This window comes from Rhizobium sp. IY2 (assembly GCF_047532935.1).
GTDB lineage: Bacteria > Pseudomonadota > Alphaproteobacteria > Rhizobiales > Rhizobiaceae > Rhizobium > Rhizobium anhuiense.
The window spans coordinates 913099-929172 of the sequence record NZ_JBLKNU010000001.1; the positions used below are offsets into that span (position 1 = coordinate 913099).

General features: G+C 63.9%; 16 protein-coding genes. 12 read left to right on the top strand and 4 right to left on the bottom strand.

Translation table 11 applies throughout. The features are described from left to right. Positions 1–110: 110 nt before the first annotated feature. From cobU to cobO, 4 genes are read left to right on the top strand one after another with little or no spacing between them, the layout of a single operon-like run. Positions 111–620, top strand: coding sequence for a bifunctional adenosylcobinamide kinase/adenosylcobinamide-phosphate guanylyltransferase (gene cobU, locus ACMUVN_RS04460; protein ID WP_132572059.1), 510 nt, complete (start codon positions 111–113; stop codon positions 618–620). A gap of 4 nt (positions 621–624) precedes the next feature. Then, positions 625–1674: a cobalamin biosynthesis protein CobW gene (gene cobW / locus ACMUVN_RS04465; RefSeq protein WP_132572056.1), complete on the top strand. Its 1050-nt coding sequence runs from the start codon at positions 625–627 to the stop codon at positions 1672–1674. Between the two features lie 4 nt (positions 1675–1678). Next, entirely contained in the window at positions 1679–5527 is a 3849-nt protein-coding gene (gene cobN / locus ACMUVN_RS04470; RefSeq protein WP_132572053.1) for a cobaltochelatase subunit CobN, read from the top strand. Then, the gene (gene cobO / locus ACMUVN_RS04475) at positions 5524–6174 is read left to right on the top strand and encodes a cob(I)yrinic acid a,c-diamide adenosyltransferase (protein WP_028756561.1); all 651 of its coding nucleotides are present in this window, start codon (positions 5524–5526) and stop codon (positions 6172–6174) included. The genes cobN and cobO overlap by 4 nt, the downstream gene beginning before the upstream one ends. A gap of 5 nt (positions 6175–6179) precedes the next feature. On the opposite strand, the gene ACMUVN_RS04480 is transcribed toward cobO, so the two are convergent. The 3 genes from ACMUVN_RS04480 to ACMUVN_RS04490 form a co-directional block, all read right to left on the bottom strand. Continuing rightward, positions 6180–6974, bottom strand: a complete 795-nt coding sequence (locus ACMUVN_RS04480) for a helix-turn-helix domain-containing protein (protein ID WP_414814895.1) — start codon at positions 6972–6974, stop codon at positions 6180–6182. Further along, complete coding sequence (locus ACMUVN_RS04485; protein ID WP_028756563.1) at positions 6974–7339, bottom strand: nuclear transport factor 2 family protein; 366 nt, start codon at positions 7337–7339, stop codon at positions 6974–6976. Before ACMUVN_RS04485 ends, ACMUVN_RS04480 begins: the two co-directional genes overlap by 1 nt. A gap of 110 nt (positions 7340–7449) precedes the next feature. Beyond that, the gene (locus ACMUVN_RS04490; RefSeq protein WP_028756564.1) at positions 7450–8235 is read right to left on the bottom strand and encodes a TSUP family transporter; all 786 of its coding nucleotides are present in this window, start codon (positions 8233–8235) and stop codon (positions 7450–7452) included. A gap of 101 nt (positions 8236–8336) precedes the next feature. Between ACMUVN_RS04490 and ACMUVN_RS04495 the strand changes: the two genes are divergently transcribed. The 8 genes from ACMUVN_RS04495 to ACMUVN_RS04530 all read left to right on the top strand — a co-directional run bounded on the left by ACMUVN_RS04495 (position 8337) and on the right by ACMUVN_RS04530 (position 14971). After that, positions 8337–8756, top strand: a complete 420-nt coding sequence (locus ACMUVN_RS04495) for a cobalamin biosynthesis protein (protein ID WP_028756565.1) — start codon at positions 8337–8339, stop codon at positions 8754–8756. A gap of 71 nt (positions 8757–8827) precedes the next feature. Then, on the top strand, positions 8828–9781 hold the full coding sequence (locus ACMUVN_RS04500) for a nucleoside hydrolase (protein WP_028756566.1): 954 nt from the start codon (positions 8828–8830) through the stop codon (positions 9779–9781). Positions 9782–9971: 190 nt separating this feature from the next. After that, complete coding sequence (cobA, locus tag ACMUVN_RS04505) at positions 9972–10811, top strand: uroporphyrinogen-III C-methyltransferase (RefSeq protein ID WP_028756567.1); 840 nt, start codon at positions 9972–9974, stop codon at positions 10809–10811. Next, positions 10808–12115: a cobyrinate a,c-diamide synthase gene (locus tag ACMUVN_RS04510; protein ID WP_047610278.1), complete on the top strand. Its 1308-nt coding sequence runs from the start codon at positions 10808–10810 to the stop codon at positions 12113–12115. The genes cobA and ACMUVN_RS04510 overlap by 4 nt, the downstream gene beginning before the upstream one ends. Then, positions 12112–13134, top strand: a complete 1023-nt coding sequence (gene cobD / locus ACMUVN_RS04515; RefSeq protein WP_047610276.1) for a threonine-phosphate decarboxylase CobD — start codon at positions 12112–12114, stop codon at positions 13132–13134. The genes ACMUVN_RS04510 and cobD overlap by 4 nt, the downstream gene beginning before the upstream one ends. Beyond that, complete coding sequence (cbiB, locus tag ACMUVN_RS04520) at positions 13131–14111, top strand: adenosylcobinamide-phosphate synthase CbiB (RefSeq protein ID WP_028756577.1); 981 nt, start codon at positions 13131–13133, stop codon at positions 14109–14111. Before cobD ends, cbiB begins: the two co-directional genes overlap by 4 nt. Before the next feature lie 81 nt (positions 14112–14192). After that, a complete protein-coding gene (locus ACMUVN_RS04525) occupies positions 14193–14393 on the top strand; it encodes an ECs_2282 family putative zinc-binding protein (protein WP_028756576.1) in 201 nt (66 codons plus the stop codon). 149 nt (positions 14394–14542) lie between these two features. Continuing rightward, positions 14543–14971, top strand: a complete 429-nt coding sequence (locus tag ACMUVN_RS04530; RefSeq protein ID WP_028756575.1) for a L,D-transpeptidase — start codon at positions 14543–14545, stop codon at positions 14969–14971. A gap of 40 nt (positions 14972–15011) precedes the next feature. Here ACMUVN_RS04530 and ACMUVN_RS04535 read toward each other — a convergent pair whose 3' ends face one another. Then, the gene (locus ACMUVN_RS04535; RefSeq protein WP_028756574.1) at positions 15012–15734 is read right to left on the bottom strand and encodes a Crp/Fnr family transcriptional regulator; all 723 of its coding nucleotides are present in this window, start codon (positions 15732–15734) and stop codon (positions 15012–15014) included. Positions 15735–16074: the final 340 nt, after the last annotated feature.

The window sequence follows — 16074 nt, forward strand, 5'->3', positions numbered from 1 at the left end:
AGAGGAGTGCTTTCGGCCGGTTATGTCGAATACTCGGTCCCCCCAGCAGTCGAAAAAGGTGCACTCGGAACAAGCCACGGCTACGCACCCTCCCTGAGGAGCGTCTGAGCATGACCACCATCTTCATCCTCGGCGGCGCGCGCTCCGGCAAATCCCGCTTCGCCGAAGCTCTCGTCACCGCGACCGGCCTCGACCGCCACTACCTTGCCACCGGCCGGGCCTGGGACGAGGAGATGCAGGCGCGTATCACTCAGCACAAGGCCGACCGCGGTCCGTCCTGGACGACGCATGAGGAGCCGCTCGATCTCGTCGGCAAGCTTGGCGCCATCGACGGCGAGGGACGCATCGTGCTGATCGACTGCCTGACGCTCTGGGTCACCAATCTGATGATGGAGGAGCGCGACATGGCGGCGGAATTTGCAGCGCTCGCCGATTTCCTGGCCGCCGCGAAGGCGCGGCTCGTTTTCGTTTCCAACGAGGTCGGCCTCGGCATCGTGCCTAACAATCGCATGGCGCGGGATTTCCGCGATCATGCCGGCCGGCTGCACCAATCGATCGCGGCGAAGGCCGCCGAAGTCTATTTCATCGCGGCAGGCCTGCCGCTGAAAATGAAGGGTTAAGTTCATGAACCAGCAGAAAATTCCTGCAACCGTCATCACCGGCTTCCTCGGCGCCGGCAAGACCACGATGATCCGCAACCTGCTCACCAATGCCGGCGGCAAGAAGATCGCGCTCATCATCAACGAATTCGGCGATCTCGGTGTCGACGGTGACGTGCTGAAGGGCTGCGGCGCGGAGAATTGCACCGAGGACGACATCATCGAACTCACCAATGGTTGCATCTGCTGCACTGTCGCCGACGATTTCATTCCGACGATGACGAAGCTGCTCGAGCGCGAACAGCGGCCCGACCACATCGTCATCGAAACCTCGGGCCTCGCCCTGCCGCAGCCGCTGGTCGCCGCTTTCAACTGGCCCGATATCCGCACGCAAGTGACCGTCGACGGCGTCATCACGGTGGTCGATAGCGCCGCCGTTGCCGCCGGCCGGTTCGCCGACGACCATGATGCCGTCGATGCGCGCCGCGCCGAGGATGAATCGCTCGATCACGAAAGCCCGATCGAGGAGCTGTTCGAGGATCAGCTCACCTGCGCCGATCTCATCGTGCTCAACAAGACCGACCTGATCGACGCGGCAGGTCTTATCAGGGTGCGCGACGAGGTTGCCTCCCGCACGGTGCGCAAACCCGCGATCATCGAGGCGAAGAACGGCGAAGTCTCGGCCGGCATCCTGCTCGGCCTTGGTATCGGCACCGAGGACGATGTCGCCAATCGCAAGTCGCATCATGAGCTGGAGCATGAAGACGGCGCGCCGCACGACCACGACGAGTTCGACAGCTTCGTCGTCGATCTCGGACCCGTTGCCGATCCCGCCGGCTTCGTCGAGAAGCTGAAGGCGATCATATCAACCCATGACGTGCTGCGCCTCAAGGGCTTCGTCGATATCGCCGGCAAGCCGATGCGCCTGCAGCTCCAGGCCGTCGGCAGCCGCATCGATCATTATTTCGACCGCGCCTGGGCTCCAGGCGAAAAGCGCACGACGCGCCTCGTCGTCATCGGCCTGCACGAGATGGATCAGGACGCGGTGAGGGCGGCAATCGAAGAGCTGGCATAAACCAATGCATCTGCTTCTGGCCCAGCAGGGAACGATCAGCGACGGCGAGGAGGCGATCGACCTCGGGCAGACGCCGGGCGAGATCCTGTTCCTGTCGGCTGCCGACAGCGAGCTTGCCGCGATCGCAGCCGCCCACCGCGACCGCGGTGGGCAGCATTCGCTGCGGCTCGCCAGCCTGATGAGCCTCAAGCATCCGATGTCGGTCGATACCTATGTCGAGCGCACGGCGCGGCATGCCAAGCTGATTGTCGTGCGGGCGCTCGGCGGCGCCAGCTATTTCCATTATGCGCTGGAAGCGCTGCATGCCGCAGCGTCCCGCGCCGGTGCGCTGATCGCGGTGCTTCCGGGTGATGCGAAGCCGGATGCCGGGCTCGTCCCTTTCTCCAATGTTGATCTCGACGATCTCAATGCGCTGTGGGCCTATCTGATCGAGGGTGGCGATGCCAATGCGCGGGCCTTCCTCGACTATGCCGCGGCGATGCTGGCAGGCATGGAGAAGCCGGCGCCGGCGGTGCCACTGATGAAGGCCGGCATCTGGTGGCCGGGGCGAGGGTTGATCGGGGTTGAGGAGTGGCGGCGGGTTGTTGCGGAGGAGTCTTGGCGCGTGGCTGCCTCTTTGTCCGGCAGGACAGAGGGGGGTACCTCAAACTCGACGGAGAAGATGGGAATCGAACCCGCACCCTCCCCCGTCGTCGCTATCAGCTTCTATCGCGCCCTCGTCCAAAGCGGCGAGACCGGGCCGATCGAGGCGCTGGTCGAGGCGCTGGTCGCACTTGGCCTCCGGCCGTTGCCGGTCTTTGCCTATAGCCTCAAGGATCCCGTTTCGACAGGCATTCTCGAAAGCGTGTTTTCGGCACTGAAGCCCGATGTCGTCATCAACACGACTGGCTTTGCCGTCTCGGCACCGGGTGCGGATCGGCAGCCAACGGTGCTGGAGGCGAATGAGGCGATCGTACTGCAGGCTATCCTGTCGGCTTCTTCGAGGGAGGCGTGGGCGGCTTCCTCGCAGGGCCTGTCGGCGCGCGATCTCGGCATGAATGTGGCGCTGCCGGAGGTGGACGGCCGGGTGCTGGCGCGGGCTGTCTCCTTCAAGACGGCGGCGCGCTACGATGCGGCTGTCGAGACGAATATCGTCGCCAGCGAACCAGATGCCGGCCGGGTGGGCTATACGGCGGAGCTTGCCGCCAACTGGGCGCGGCTGCGGAGAGCTTGCGCCGGCGACCGGCGCATCGCGCTCGTCATGGCGAATTATCCGAATCGCGACGGTCGGCTCGGCAACGGCGTCGGCCTCGATACGCCGGCCGGCACCATCGAAGTGCTGAAGGCTATGCGGGCGGCGGGTTATCCGGTCGCCGACATTCCGGCCGACGGCGATGCGCTGATCCGCCATCTGATGGAAGGACCGACCAATTCCGGTCATGACGGCAAGATCATCCGAGAGACGCTTTCCCTGAGTCTCTACAACGGCTTCCTGGGATCTCTTCCCAATCAGATTCAGGACGAGGTGAGAGCCCGTTGGGGCGATCCCGAAGACGATCCGTATTTTCGCGGGGGCGCTTTCGCTCTGCCGTTTGCCCGGTTCGGCGGTGTGCTCGTCGGTATCCAGCCGGCGCGCGGCTACAATATCGATCCGAAGGAAAGCTATCATTCGCCGGATCTCGTGCCGCCGCACGGCTACCTCGCCTTCTACGCTTTCCTGCGCCGCGAATTCGCTGCCCATGCCGTCATCCACATGGGCAAACACGGCAATCTCGAATGGTTGCCGGGCAAGGCGCTGGCGCTGTCGGAAAGCTGCTATCCCGAGGCGATCCTCGGGCCGCTGCCGCATCTCTATCCCTTCATCGTCAACGATCCCGGCGAGGGCACGCAGGCCAAGCGCCGCAGCGCTGCCGTCATCATCGATCATCTGACGCCGCCTTTGACGCGGGCCGAGAGTTACGGGCCGCTGAAAGACCTGGAAGCGCTGGTCGACGAATATTATGAGGCCTCCGGCGGCGATCCCCGCCGCATCCGCCTGCTCAGCCGGCAGATTCTCGATCTCGTCGCCGATATCGGCCTCGACCGCGACGCCGGCATAACGAAGGGCGAAAGCGAGGGCGAGGCGCTGAAGAAGCTCGACGCCTATCTCTGCGACCTCAAGGAAATGCAGATCCGCGACGGGCTGCATGTGTTCGGCGTGTCGCCCGAGGGGCGGCTCTTGACGGACCTGACCGTGGCGCTGGCGCGGGTGCCGCGCGGACTGGGTGAGGGCGGGGATGCGAGCCTGCAGCGGGCGATCGCGGCGGATGCTGGATTGAGCGGCGTCGTGCGGGGTGCCTCTATCTTCGACCCTCTCGATTGCGACATGGCCACTGCCTGGACCCGCCCGAAGCCCGCAATCGTCGCCGATATTCTCGACGCCGCCTGGCGGACCAATGGAGACACCGTCGAGCGCATCGAACTGCTGGCCGCAAAATTCGTCTCCGGCGAGATGGACTGCCCGTCCCTCTGGTCTCAAACCAGATCGGTGCTCTCCGAAATCGACACCCGCCTCAAGCCCTCCATCCTTGCCTGCGGCCCCGCCGAGATCGACGGGCTGCTTAAAGGCCTCGACGGCCGGTTCGTCGCGCCCGGGCCTTCCGGCGCGCCGACGCGCGGGCGGCCCGACGTGCTGCCGACCGGCCGCAATTTCTATTCGGTCGACAGTCGCGCCGTGCCGACGCCGGCGGCCTACGAGCTCGGCAAGAAGTCCGCAGAACTGCTGGTGCGCCGCTATGTGCAGGATCACGGCGAATGGCCTGTCTCCTTCGGGCTGACGGCCTGGGGCACGTCGAATATGCGCACCGGCGGTGACGACATCGCCCAGGCTTTGGCGCTGATAGGCGTCAAGCCGCTCTGGGACATGAGCTCGCGCCGTATCACCGGCTATGAGATCATCCCGCCGGCGATGCTCGGACGGCCGCGTGTCGATGTGACGCTCCGCATCTCCGGCTTTTTCCGCGATGCCTTCCCCGAGCAGATCGCGCTGTTCGACAAGGCGATCCGCGCCGTCGGCGCGCTTGACGAGGACGAGGCCGACAATCCGATCGCAGCGCGCATGCGCGGCGAGGCCGCAAGGCTTGCCGCCGCCGGTCTGGACGAGGTCTCGGCAAGGCGCCGGGCGGGCTACCGGGTCTTCGGTTCGAAGCCTGGTGCCTATGGCGCCGGCCTGCAGGCGCTGATCGACGAAAAGGGCTGGGAGCGGCGCGCCGATCTCGCCGAAGCCTATCTCGTCTGGGGCAGCTATGCCTATGGCGCCGGCGAGGAAGGCAAGGCCGAACGCGGCCTGTTCGAGGAGCGGCTGCGCTCGGTGCAGGCCGTCATTCAGAACCAGGACAATCGCGAGCACGACCTGCTCGACAGCGACGATTACTACCAGTTCGAGGGCGGCATGGCGGCGGCGGCCGAACAGCTCGCCGGCGCGCGTCCCTCGATCTATCATAACGACCATTCCAGGCCGGAAAAGCCGGTGATCCGTTCGCTCGAGGAGGAGATCGGCCGCGTCGTGCGCGGACGTGTCGTCAATCCGAAATGGATCGCAGGCGTCATGCGCCACGGCTATAAGGGGGCGGCCGAGATTGCCGCCACAGTCGATTATCTCTTCGCCTTTTCGGCGACGACGGGGGCGGTCGGCGCTCATCATTTCGAGGCGGTCTACCAGGCCTTCGTCGCCGATCCCGCCGTGCGCGATTTCATGATCGAGAAGAACCCGGCTGCATTCGACGAGATGAGGGAGCGGCTGCGCGAAGCCGTCGACCGCAGTCTTTGGACGCCGCGCAGCAATTCGGCCCAGTTCGACCTGGCCGCCAGACAACAGAATGAGGTGAACCAATGAGTGACGAGACTCCTGACAGCGAGATCGCAGAAGCCGGGACCGGCAAGGACGATGCGCGCCACGCCGAGAAGATGGCGAAGAAGAAGGCGGCGCGCGACAAGATCATGGCGACTAAGACCGACGGCAAGGGCCTGATCATCGTCCATACCGGCAAGGGCAAGGGAAAATCGTCGGCCGCCTTTGGCATGATCTTCCGCCACATCGCCCACGGTAAGCCCTCGGCCGTTGTGCAGTTCATCAAGGGTGCGATGTGGACCGGCGAGCGCGACCTGATCGAGAAGCATTTCTCCGATCTCTGCCAGTTCCACACGATGGGCGAGGGTTTCACTTGGGAAACGCAGGACCGCGCCCGCGATGTCGCGGCCGCCTCGGCCGCCTGGGAAAAGGCCAAGGAACTGATCCGCGACGAAAACAATTCCATGGTGCTGCTCGACGAGATCAACATCGCGCTGCGCTACGACTATCTCGACATCAACGACGTCGTCGCCTTTCTGAAGACCGAGAAGCCCGCGATGACGCATGTCGTGCTGACGGGGCGCAACGCCAAGGAGGAACTGATCGAGATCGCCGATCTGGTGACCGAGATGGAACTCGTCAAACATCCCTTCCGCTCCGGCATCAAGGGCCAGCCCGGCGTGGAGTTCTGAGACGGTCAGCTGAGCGCGAGGCTGCGCAGGATGGCCGCCGTTTCGTCATCCGCCGGAAAGAAAGATTCGACCGCGAGTTCCGACAACGTGATGTCGACGGGTGTGCCGAAGACCGTCGTTGTCGAAATCAGGGAAAGCAGGCCGGCCTTGGTCGAAAGTTGAAGGGGAACGGCGATGCCGGCATAGTCGGTATGGACCTCGCCGGCAGTTTTAGGCGCTGGATAGGATAGCAACTCCTTCAAAAGCTTGTCCAACATTAGATCGCCCGAAGCCGAGAACTGTTGGCGCAGCCTGCTGATAAGGTGGGCGCGCCATTCGGAGAGGTTTTTGACATGGGGCGCCAATCCTTGTGGATGCAGGCTGAGGCGCAGTACGTTGACGGGTGGCGAGAGCAAGGACTGGTCGGCAACGCCTGAGAGCAACGGCGCAATGGCCGCATTGGCTGCGATGAGTGTCCAGTGGCGGTCGATGGCGATTGCTGGGAAGGGCTCGTGCCCTTTCAGCACCATGTCGATGGCGCGACGGGCCGGTTCCAGTGCGGGATCATCCAGCTTGCGTTCGGCAAAAACAGGAGCGAAACCCGCCGCGAGCAGCAGCGGGTTTCGATCGCGAAGGGGCACGTCGAGCCGTTCGGCAAGATGCAGCAGCATGTCGCGGCTTGGTGTCGAGCGCCCGCTCTCGATGAAGCTCAGATGCCGCTGCGAGATCTCCGCCTCCAGCGCGAGGTCGAGCTGACTCATGCGGCGGCGCTGGCGCCATTCGCGCAGATGGTCTCCAAGCGAGCGGGCGGTCGGCGACATCAGGCGGCTTCCGGCAGCAAATCTATGAAACCGCGCACGGATTTCAGCTTGCCGCCTTCGAGCTCGGCGAAATCTGTGCCCTTGATCAGCGCTTCGCCATTTTCCGGGCCGAGCCCCCAGGAGAAGCGCAGGTTATCGCCGTAGCCGTCGGCCGCGCCGATCAGGGCGAAGCGGAAACCGGGGAAGCGGCTTTGCACCGCCTCGACCAGCGAATTGATCTGCTCATGGCCTTCACCGCGCATCAGTGGGTCAATATAGGTCGCGGCTTCGCTCCAGCTCTCGGCGATGAGGGCGCGGCGGCGAGCGGCATCCGTCTCATTCCAGACGGCGAGATAGCGCTCTGCGTTGTTGTTTGCGTCATTCATCAGGTCATCTCCTCTTGATCGCCCGTCAATTCCAGGCAGCCCGATCATGCGGGAAGGCGATGTACCGTATCAATTACGCCAGAGGTAATGAAGATGGTCGAGGGTGCGTGTCAGGCGCCGAGCCAGATGCGCAGCGGATTTGCCGGGTTGGCGAGCAGCTTCACCGCAAGGGCGATGCAGACGAAGACGAGCAGCGGCTTGATGAGCTTTGCGCCGATGCGCATGGCCAGCCGGGAACCCAGCTGCGCGCCGAGGAACTGGCAGATGCCCATCAACAGGCCGATCTTCCAGAGGATCGCGCCGAAGCTTGCGAAGACGATGAGCGCGCCGAAATTCGATCCGAGATTGAGAAGCTTGGTGTGGGCCGTCGCCTTCAGCACGCCGAAGCCGGCGAGTGTGACGAAGGCCAGCATGAAGAAGGAACCGGTGCCGGGGCCGAAGACGCCGTCATAGAGGCCAATGACCGGAACAAGCGTCAAGCCAAAGGCGAAGGGTGTGATGAGACGGTGTTTGTCGAGGTCGTTGAGGTTCGGCTTGACGGCAAAGAAGATCGCGATCGCCACCAGCAGCACCGGCATGATCGCCTCCAGCACCTCACCGGGCACGATCGTGGCGAGTGCGGCGCCGAATGCGCCGCCCATGATGGCCATCAGCGCCATCGGCAATTGCTCACGCAGCTCCACATGGCCCTTGCGAGCATAAGCGATCGTGGCCGAGGCGGCGCCGAAGAGGGACTGCACCTTGTTGGTACCGAGGGTCTGGAGCGGCGGAATGCCGGCGATCAGCATGACGGGAACGGTGACGAGGCCGCCGCCGCCGGCAATGGAATCGACGAAACCGGCAAAAAAGGCAGCGATGCAGAGCAGTAGAAGCAGATGGAAGGCGATATCGGGCAAGGTGGTATTCCAGGCAGGGATTTCGGACGGCCTTGTTGCATTTGCCGCACCAAGCTGCAATGGCTGCGAGGACACGGGCAGGGCGCATTCGGCGGTTTTCCATGAGCGATATCTCTTTCGATAGGGCGAGGCGCCACGTGCTCGGCCTCGGTTGCGAGCGGGGGACGCTACCTGCCGAGATGCTGGCGCTTGCGATCGCAGCGCTCGACGCAGCCGGTATTGCTGCTGCGGAACTCGCAGCCATTGCCTCGATCGACAGCCGGAGACATGAGCCGGCAATCCTTGCCGTTGCCGCGCATTTTTCCGTGCCCGCCGTGTTTTTCGACGCGCCGCGGCTGGAAGAGGAGACGCCGCGGCTCAAGAATCCCTCCGCGAAGGTCTTTGCCCGCGTCGGCTGCCATGGGGTTGCCGAGGCAGCTGCGCTGGCGGCTGCGGGGCCGGATGCCGAGCTTGCCGTCGCCAAAATCAAATCTGCGCATGCGACGGCGGCAGTTGCCCGCAGCGGGTTGCAGAAAGCCTAGCCGACGTTATGGTGGCGCCAATTCGCGGCGCCGTCCGGCAGCTTCACGGGTTCACATCTAGAGGATATCTCATGCACAAGGTCATCTATGACACCGACCCTGGCGTTGACGACGCCATGGCGCTTCTTTTCCTGCACCGTCATGCCGAGATCGACCTTCTCGGCATTACCACGGTCTTCGGCAACGCTTCAGTCGAGACGACGACACGCAATGCGCTCTTCCTCAAGCGCGAATGGAATATTGCGGCACCGGTTGCCAAGGGCGCCAGCGTCACCATCGATTCCTCGCGTGCGGAGCGGCCGTGGCCGGCCATGGTGCATGGCGACAACGGTCTCGGCGATATCGACGTGCCGGAAACGATCGACCTGCCGCTCGATGCGCGCCCGGCGCATCGCTTCATCATCGACACGGTGCGCGCCAACCCGGGTGAGGTCCGCCTCGTCGCCGTCGGCCGGATGACCAACCTGGCGCTGGCGCTGAAGGAAGACCCCGAGATTGCGACGCTGGTCAAGGACGTCGTTATCATGGGCGGCAATTTCTATGTGCCGGGCAATGTCTCGCCGGTCGCCGAGGCCAATATTCACGGTGATCCCGAGGCTGCCGACATCGTCATGACCGCGCCGTGGAAAGTGGCCGTCATCGGCCTCGACGTCACCGCGATCACCACGATGAGCCGCAGCTATCTCGGCGAGATGGCGGCGAGGGGTGATAAGGCTCTCAAGCAGCTCGACGCGCTCTCGCAGTCCTATATCGATTTTTATAAGCACGCGGTCGAAGACGGCATGATGGTGCATGACAGCTGCGCCGGCGTCTATGTCGTGGCGCCCGAGCTGTTCTCGTCGATATCGGGTGCTGTGCGCGTCGTCTGTGGCGGCATCGCCGATGGCCAGACGATCGTCAAGCGGGACGGCCGGCATTTTCCGCCTAATGGAGACTGGGACGGCCTGCCGAGCCAGATCGTCTGCACCGGCATCGAATCGGAGAAGGTCATCGACCTCATCCGCAACACGCTGCTTGCCGCCTGACGGTCGGGAAGGCCGGCTGCGCCGCGGCTGGCCTTCTTGATGATATTATAATCTATTCATATTGTTGAGCGGGTTTGTTGTGAAATCGAATCCGCCTCTTTGCGAAGTGAGTCATAGCAATCTCAGCAACTTCCAGTGAGGTGACGGGCGCGGCGTTGACCTTGCCCTTTGCGGGGCCTAGATCAACATGATGATCGATGCCGCATTCTCCCATCTTCCGGCGCTGGAGCCGGGCAGCGTCTGGCTCGTCGGCGCCGGTCCCGGCGATCCCGGGCTTTTGACGCTGCTTGCCGCCAAGGGGCTTTTCGAGGCCGACGTCATCGTGCACGACGCGCTGGTGAACGAGGAATGCCTGGCACTGGCGCGGCCGGAAACGCTGGTGGAATATGCCGGCAAACGCGGCGGCAAGCCTTCGGCGAAACAGCGCGACATTTCGCTGCGGCTGGTGGATCTGGCGCGCGCCGGCAAGCGCGTGTTGCGGCTGAAGGGCGGCGATCCCTTCGTCTTCGGCCGCGGCGGCGAGGAGGCATTGACGCTGGTCGAGCACAATATTCCCTTCCGCATCGTGCCCGGCGTCACCGCCGGTATCGGCGGGCTTGCCTATGCCGGCATTCCGGTGACACATCGCGATATCAACCATGCCGTGACCTTCCTCACCGGCCATGATTCCTCCGGTATCGTGCCTGACAGGATCGACTGGGAGGCGATCGGCCGGGGCTCGCCCGTCATCGTCATGTATATGGCGATGAAGCATATCGCCGAGATCAGCGCCAATCTCATCGCCGCCGGCCGGCTGCCGTCGGAACCCGTCGCCTTCGTCTGCAATGCCGCCACCGGCCGGCAGCAGGTGCTGGAAACGACGCTCGGAGAGGCGACCGAGGCTGTTGCCGCCTCCGGGCTGGAGCCGCCGGCGGTGGTCGTCGTCGGCGAGGTGGTGCGGCTCAGAGCCTCGCTCGATTGGCTCGGCGCGCTCGGCGGACGGCGCCTGCAACCCGATCCGTTCCGCCGGTCCGGCAAGGTGCAGGCATGAGCGGCCTCCTGATCGCAGCCCCTTCCTCCGGCGCCGGCAAGACGACGGTGACGCTCGGGCTGCTCAGAGCGCTTCGCCGCCGCGGCATCGCGGTCGCGCCCGGCAAGGCAGGTCCTGACTATATCGACCCCGCCTTCCATGCGGCGGCAAGCGGCACGCTCTGCCTGAATTTCGATCCCTGGGCGATGCGCCCTGAACTGATCTCGGCCAATGCGGCCCTGCATCGCTCCGGCGACCGCATCCTCGTCATCGAGGCAATGATGGGGCTTTTCGACGGAGCGGCCGACGGAAAGGGCACGGCGGCCGATCTTGCCGCCCAGCTCGGTCTTTCGGTGGTGCTCGTCGTCGATGCCTCGCGCATGTCGCAGTCGGTGGCGCCGCTGGTCGCCGGTTTTGCCGGTTTCCGCGCCGATGTCCGCGTTGCCGGCGTCATCCTCAACAAGGTCGGCAGCGAACGGCACGAGGCGATGCTGCGCCAGGCGCTTGAGGCTATCCGCATGCCCGTCATCGCCGTGATCGGCAGCGACAAGGCGCTTTCGCTGCCGGAGCGCCATCTCGGCCTCGTCCAGGCCGGCGAACATGCGAGCCTCGAAGATTTCATCGATCACGCGGCGGATGCGGTCTCCGAGGAATGCAATTTTGAATTCCTGCTGCGCATCGCCAGGCAGGGGCTCAACCGGCCGTCGGCCGCCAATATCGAGCGGCTGATGCCGCTGGGCGCCCGTATCGCGGTGGCACGCGATGTCGCCTTTGCCTTTTCTTATGAGCACATGCTGCTCGGCTGGCGGCGCCGGGGTGCTGCGATCTCCTTCTTCTCGCCGCTTGCCGACGAGGCGCCGGCTGGCGATGCCGATGCGATTTATCTGCCGGGCGGTTATCCCGAGCTGCATGCCGGGCGGCTGGCCGCGGCGCAGAATTTTCGCGCCGGCATGCTCGATGCGGCGGCACGAGACACCAGGATCTACGGCGAGTGCGGCGGCTACATGGTGCTCGGCGACGGGCTGATTGACGCGGAAGGGCGCCGCCACGAAATGCTCGGCCTGCTGCCCGTCGTCACCAGCTATGCCAAGCGGCAACGCCATCTCGGCTATCGCCGCGTCATGCCGCTCGACGGCGCCTTTTTCGCGCGGACGATGACGGCGCATGAATTCCACTATTCCACCGTCGTCTCCGAGGGCGAGGGGAATCGGCTGTTTGCAACGCAGGATGCCCTCGGAACCGATCTGGGTGCTGCCGGCCTCCGGCGCGACCAGGTGGCGGGCTCCTACATGCATCTGATCGATCTGGCCGGAGCTGCCGCATGAGCGCACCGATCGCCCATGGCGGCGGCATCACCGCCGTTGCCGCCACCTTCGGCGGCAGGCCGGAAGACTGGCTCGATCTTTCCACCGGCATCAATCCATGCCCTGTCGCCTTGCCCGACATTCCGGCAAGGGCCTGGCATCGGCTGCCGGACCGGCATCTCGTCGATGAGGCAAGGCGCGCGGCGCGCGATCATTATGGCAGCGGCGAGATCCTGCCGCTGCCGGTGCCCGGCACGCAATCGGTGATCCAGTTGCTGCCGCGCCTCATCGCGGCGGGTAAGCCGGTTGGCGCCATGGACGACACGGTTGCCGTGGTATCGCCGACCTATGGGGAATATGCGCGCGCCTTCGCTTCGGCCGGCTTTGCCGTCGACGCGGTCGATAATGTTGCCGCAATCGGGATCGAGCATCGGCTCGCGGTTGTGGTCAATCCGAACAATCCGGATGGGCGCATATGGTCGACGGAAACGCTGGTCGCACTGCACGACAGGATGAAAGCGGCAAATGGGCTGCTCGTCGTCGATGAGGCTTTCGGGGATACCGATCCGGCGCTGAGCCTGGCGGCTCGCGTGCAAGAACTTTCCAACCTCATCATCTTCCGCTCTTTTGGCAAGTTCTTCGGACTTGCCGGCCTGCGGCTCGGCTTTGCGATTGCGCGTAGCGATATTCTCGCGCGCTTCGAGGATTGGCTCGGCCCCTGGGCGGTTTCCGGCCCGGCGCTTTCGATTGCAGCGTCGCTGCTGCGCTCGGATGTTACTTCGATCCGTAGCCGTATCGATGAACGTTGCGCCGGTCTGCATGCGGCGCTGATGGGAGCGGGATTACGGACGGCGGGGGGAACGGCGCTGTTTACCCTTGTCGCCGATGCGAGAGCCGGCGACATTTACACGCATCTCTGCCGCCATCATATTCTCGTCCGCAAGTTCGATTATGCGCCGGAGTGGCTGCGTTTCGGGCTGACGCCCGATGGGGCGGCGGACAGGCGGCTTATCGAAGCCCTTCAGAGATTTGAGCGATGACGATCGACGAAAACCTTCTCGTGCTGCTTCTGGCGCTGCTGCTCGACCGGATCCTCGGCGATCCGCAATGGCTGTGGTCGCGGGTGCCGCATCCCGTCGCCATCTTCGGCGCGGTGATTTCCTATGCCGACCAGCAGCTCAACCCATCAAGCCTGACAGGCTCGCAACGCCGGATGAACGGCGTCGCCGCCATCCTGGCGCTGCTTCTTCTGGCAGTGGCCGCAGGCTTGGTGTTCGACCGGTTCTTCGCGCTGTTCGGCCTTGCCGGCATCCTGCTGGAGACCGGGCTGGTGGCGATCTTCCTGGCGCAGAAGAGCCTTGCCGATCACGTCGCGGCCGTCGCTATTGCGCTGCGCGACGAAGGGCTTGCCGGTGGGCGGGCCGCCGTTTCCCGCATCGTCGGGCGCGATCCCGAGACTTTGGACGAGCCGGCCGTCTGCCGCGCGGCGATCGAAAGCCTTGCCGAGAATTTCTCCGATGGCGTGGTGGCGCCGGCGCTCTGGTATGCCGTCTTCGGCCTGCCGGGACTGCTTGCCTACAAGATGCTGAACACCGCGGATTCGATGATCGGCCACAGGTCGGAAAAATACATCGATTTCGGCTGGGCGGCCGCCCGGCTCGACGATGTCGCCAACTGGCCGGCCGCCCGCCTCTCGATCCTGCTGATCGCCGCCGGCGCCTGGATCAGGCGCGGCACCAGTGCCAGCCGAGAAGCGGTTCGGGTGGCGATGCGCGATGGCGGCCTCCACCGCTCGCCGAATTCCGGCCGGCCGGAAGCGGCAATGGCAGGTGCGCTCAATGTCCAACTCGCCGGCCCTCGGGTCTATGGCGGCGTCATCGTGGCCGAGCCGATGATCAACAATCCCGGGCGCGATATGGCCACTGCGGCCGATATCGAGGACGGCGTTTCGGTGTTCTATGCCAGCTGCATGGTGCTTACGGGCATCATCTTCGGGCTGTTCTTGTGTTTTCTCTAGGGTACATCACGCCCGGTGGACATGGCCGCCGCAAAGGTTTATTCGAACCGCCTCATATCTTATCAGACCGGAAGCAGAGCGATGACAGTTCAGGTTGAGTTACCGTGCCCGAAGTGCAAGAGCACGAAGATGAAGTTCGAACGTCCCGAGATCCGGGAGACCGACATCATCACCTGTGCGGCCTGCGGGCATAATCTCGGCACAATGGCCTCGATCCGCGAGAAGATGAACAAGGCCTACCAACAGCTCAAGCAGCCTTCGGCGGCGCGCAAGCTCCAGTGAAGCAGAGGCCGGTGTCTTACTCCGGTAACTCCCGCCTTGGCTCGTTAGAGTTGTGATTACCATTCGGATTAAAGCAATATAATAAGTATTGCCGTAGTCTCTCTTCCGTGAGGGCGCAATGAAGCTGCGCGGGCCGAAGAGGGGTTATCATGAAGACGATTTTGGCGGCTGCTGCCGCAAGTTTATTGCTGCAGTTTTCTCCGGTTGCCGCTCAGGCCGCAACGCTGGTCGCCAATATCAGCATCGGCAAGCAGACGATGACCGTTACCGAGAACGGCTTCGTCAAATATCGCTGGAAGGTTTCGACCGCGCGCAACGGTTATGTCACGCCGACCGGTTCGTGGAGCGCCAAATGGCTGTCGCGCGATCACCGCTCCAGGAAATACGACAATGCGCCGATGCCCTTCGCCGTGTTTTTCAACGGCGGTTACGCCGTTCACGCCACCTTCGACCTGAAGCGGCTGGGCCGGCCGGCCTCGCATGGTTGCGTTCGCTTACATCCGGACAATGCTGCCCAGTTCTTCTCGCTGGCACGACAGGCCGGCCTTGCCAATACCCGTGTCATAATCACGCGCTGATCCCGGACCGGAAAGCCGAATGCGGCATTTGATCCCTTTTTTACGCGCTGGTCATGCTCTGCAGCTCATCCATATCGGGGACGACGATATGTCGAAAGTTCTCGATGTGAATGACGCCCCGCTTGCGCAGCTTGGTCATCTGGCGGCTGACGGTTTCGATCGTCATCCCGAGGAAATCGGCGATCTCGGCGCGCGATAGCGGCAGATCGAAGGCGGTGCTCGTGGCGGTCTGCGGTTCGGCATGTGTGGCGATAAGGTAAAGCAGGCTTGCGACTTTCTCGCCTGCGGTGCGCCGGCCGAGCGTCAGCATCCACTCGCGCGCGGCATCGAGCTCCTTCAGCGCCTGATCGTGCAAGCTGCGCTGCAGCTCTGGTGTCTCGGATATCATGCGGTCGAGCAGGTTACGGGGAAAGACGCAGATTTCGGCGTCGGTCGCAGCCTCAGCCGATAGCGTGCTTTCACGCACGAAAGGTCTGCCGACAAAATCGGGGGCGAATTGCAGCCCGACGATCTGCTGGCGCCCGTCCTGCATCACCTTGCAGAGCTTCACCACCCCGCGCATGATGTTCGAATAGAAAGAGCTTTCCGCCCCTTGGGCGATGATTTCGCAGCCGGCCTCGATCTTGCGGCGCAGAGAGTGGCGGTTGAGCTCTCTCAATTGACCACTCGACAGGGCGCCGCAGACGACGCCGTGCCGCGCCTGGCAGGAAGCGCAAGCGACAGGAGTGCTGGTCTCGAAAAGCTCACTGCGTGCAACATCCATGTCCTGATCCCTTTTGAAATCTTCGTATGGCCGGCAGGATTGGCGCGTCCGGCATGGCCCATGCCCGCGCATGCCCCCAGCGCGCCTTGAGGATTATCAATTTCGCCGGGATCGCTGTTTGATTTAGATCAAAGCATCCCCGCCCGCCGGTTTTGCCGGAAGTTGCGTTTGCCGCGATGCGAGGGCCGTTCGCGGGTTTGATTCGGACGGCTTTTTCGCCTTCCGGCTGGGCGGGCTTTCGGGTGCGGCATCGCCGCGCGCCTCGGCGCCCGTCCCGGGGACGGCAAAGACCGGCATTCCATTGCTGTTTAGGCAACACCCAACCGGCAAATTGCCGCAA